This is a genomic window from Mesorhizobium sp. M7A.F.Ca.US.006.04.2.1 (assembly GCF_004022915.1).
Classification (GTDB): Bacteria; Pseudomonadota; Alphaproteobacteria; order Rhizobiales; family Rhizobiaceae; genus Mesorhizobium; species Mesorhizobium ciceri.
In genome coordinates this window covers 1-2,642 of record NZ_RZQA01000867.1, presented here as the reverse complement: position 1 = coordinate 2,642, position 2,642 = coordinate 1, and the positions used below count along the sequence as shown (strand labels likewise).

Annotated in this window: 2 protein-coding genes and 1 pseudogene; all 3 read right to left on the bottom strand. The window is 62.0% G+C overall.

The features are described 5' to 3' along the window. Window positions 1-526, bottom strand: a pseudogene (locus EN925_RS31365) (ABC transporter permease); the annotation flags it as partial. Next, a complete protein-coding gene (locus EN925_RS31360; protein ID WP_024502540.1) occupies window positions 523-1,626 on the bottom strand; it encodes an ABC transporter ATP-binding protein in 1,104 nt (367 codons plus the stop codon). The gene EN925_RS31360 and the pseudogene EN925_RS31365, both read right to left, overlap by 4 nt. Before the next feature lie 75 nt (window positions 1,627-1,701). Continuing rightward, window positions 1,702-2,642, bottom strand: a 941-nt coding sequence (locus tag EN925_RS31355) for an ABC transporter substrate-binding protein (RefSeq protein ID WP_128337187.1), incomplete at its 5' end; no start/stop codon positions are given.

Here is a 2,642-nt window from a genome sequence, read left to right as displayed (position 1 = left end):
GCAGGCTGGCGAAGGGGATCAGGAGCAGGGTCAGCGTCAAAAGGATGGCGTTCATGTTGAACACGAAAAGCGTCGACGGTTCCTGCAGAATGCCGAGCGCCACCAGTGCCTTGTTGAGGAAACCGTTGAGGCCGAGGATGCTGCGGATGGCATAGATCTTGATGACGTAGCTCATCAGCAGCGGCACCAAGAGCAGCATCAGCAAGGCGTAGCGCCAACGGCCTTTCAGCATCGTCAGGAAATAGGCGGCGGGATAGGCGAGCAGGATGCAGATGATGGCCACCGATACGCAAAGCACGATGGTGTTCCAGAACACCGGCAGAAAGACCGGATCGGTAAAGAACCTGACATAGTTGCCCAGCGACAAGCCGTAGACGATCGTGCCCTGGTCGACGCTGAAGAAGCTGTAGCCGAGGAAGATCGCCAGCGGCACCAGGACGAAGACCACTGGCAAGGCAAACGCCAGCACCGTCACCAGCAGCGACAGCCGTTTTTCCGCAGGCAGCGTCGATCCTGCTTTGCTCATGCCAGCACCAGATGGCCTTCATGCGGCGCAAAGGAAAGCGATACGGCCTCGCCGGATCTGAGCGCGCTGCCGTCGACGCGGCTCGGCACGCGCAGCCGCAAGCGTTGCGCGGCATTGTCGGCGCCGGCCGCGATGGTGGCGACGGTCGACGAGCCGGCAAAGGCCAGATCGGAGATCGTGCCGGAAAAACGGTTGTCGGTGTCCTTTGCATCCGCAAGGTGCAAGGCTTCTGGACGGAACGCGGCGTAAGCGCTGGCGCCTTCCGCTGCGGCTTTCAAATGCGGCTGGTCGCTGATCGAACAGATGAGGCGCCCGAGCGCCGTCTCGATCGATCGCAGCTCGCCCTGGACCGGTCCGAGTTTCCCGGCCACCAGATTGTTCTCGCCGAAGAAACGCGCGACGAATTCGCAATCCGGTCTGTAGTAAAGGTCGTGCGGCGTGCCGAGCTGGCGGATATGGCCGGCCTCCATGACGCAAATCCGATCGGCCATGCCGATGGCTTCTTCCTGGTCATGGGTGACGAACAGGAAGGTGGTCCTGATTTCGCGCTGGATGGACTTTAGGAACACCTGCATCTGCCGGCGCAGTTCGAGGTCGAGTGCGGCGAGCGGCTCATCGAGCAGGATCAGGCGCGGCTGGCAGATCAGCGCACGGGCGAGTGCGACGCGCTGGCGCTGGCCGCCGGAGAGCTGCGCCGGAAAGCGGTCGGCGAAACGCCCGAGCTGGACCAGTTCCAGCGCCTCCGCGACTCGGCGCGCGATTTCCTTGCGCTGGACATGGCGAACCGAAAGCCCGTAGCCGACATTGCCGGAAACGGTCAGGTGCGGGAACAGCGCATAGTCCTGAAACACGGTGTTGAACGGCCGCCGGTTGATCGGCATGCGGCTGATGTCTTGCCCATCCAGGCGTATCTCGCCCGACGTCAGCGGTTCCAGCCCGCCGATCAGCCGCAGCACCGTGGTCTTGCCGGAGCCGGAGGGTCCAAGAACGGTGAGGAACTCACCGTCCTTGATCGACAGGTCGATGTCGTGCAGCACGGGGACCGTGCCGTAGGATTTCGAGACGGACCGCAGCGTCAAGAGGTCGGTGTTCTGGTTCATGAAATACTCTCGCATACGCTTCGGCGGTCCGGAACTCCGGACCGCCGGGTCCTTCGAAGGCATGGTGCGGAAAGATCAGGGCGTTGCCTTGACCTCGTTCCACATGTCCGAACGCTTGAGCGGGTCCTCGACATTGTTGAGCCAGACCAGCTTGTCGTTGCCGCCGGCGCTGCCGGTTTCCGTCACCGTGTTGCCGAAGCCGGTGCGCTCGGAAAGCTCGCCGCCGACCTTCTTGCTCAGCATGAAATCAATCCATTTCTCGGCTGCCGCATTATCACGGACACCCTTGGAGATGACCCAGTTGTCGAGCCAGGCAAGCGCGCCCTCGCTCGGATTGACGTAGGCGACATGGGCGCCGATCTTCTGCAGCGCCTTGACCTGCTGCTGGCCGTAATTGGCCCAGATCAGGGCCACATCATTGTTCTGGTAGATCTGCTGCGCCTCGTCGGCGGTGGTGTAGAAGCTGAGCACGTTGCGCTTGAGTTCGACCAGCTTGGCCTTGACTGCAGCCATCTGCTCTTCATTGAGGTTGAACGGATCCTTGTAGCCGAGCGTCAGTGCGGTGAACGAGAAATTGTGCTCGCCATTATCATACGCCAGCACCTTGCCCTTGTAGGCCGGGTCCCACAGAACCGACATCGAGGTCGGCGCCGGCTTGACCTTGTCGGTGTCGTAGATCAGGCCGATGGAGTCGAAGCAGAACGGAATGCCGTAGACCTTGCCGTCCTTGGTCACGCCGCTGACCGCCGTCAGGTCGCGGAAGCGCGGCAGCACGTCTTTCTGGTTGGCGAGCTTGGTGACGTCGATCGGCGACACCAGGTCAGCCTTGATGTAGCGCTGCAACTGGGCGGTGTTGACAGCAAAGACGTCGAAGTCCTGGCCCTCGCTGCCCTTGATCTTGGCCCAGATCTCGTCGTCGCTGCCGATGAAGACGACATCGACGCCGATGCCGGTCGCGGCGGTGAAATCCTTGACCCAGTCGGCATCGGCGTAGCCGTCCCAGGCCAGTACCCGAA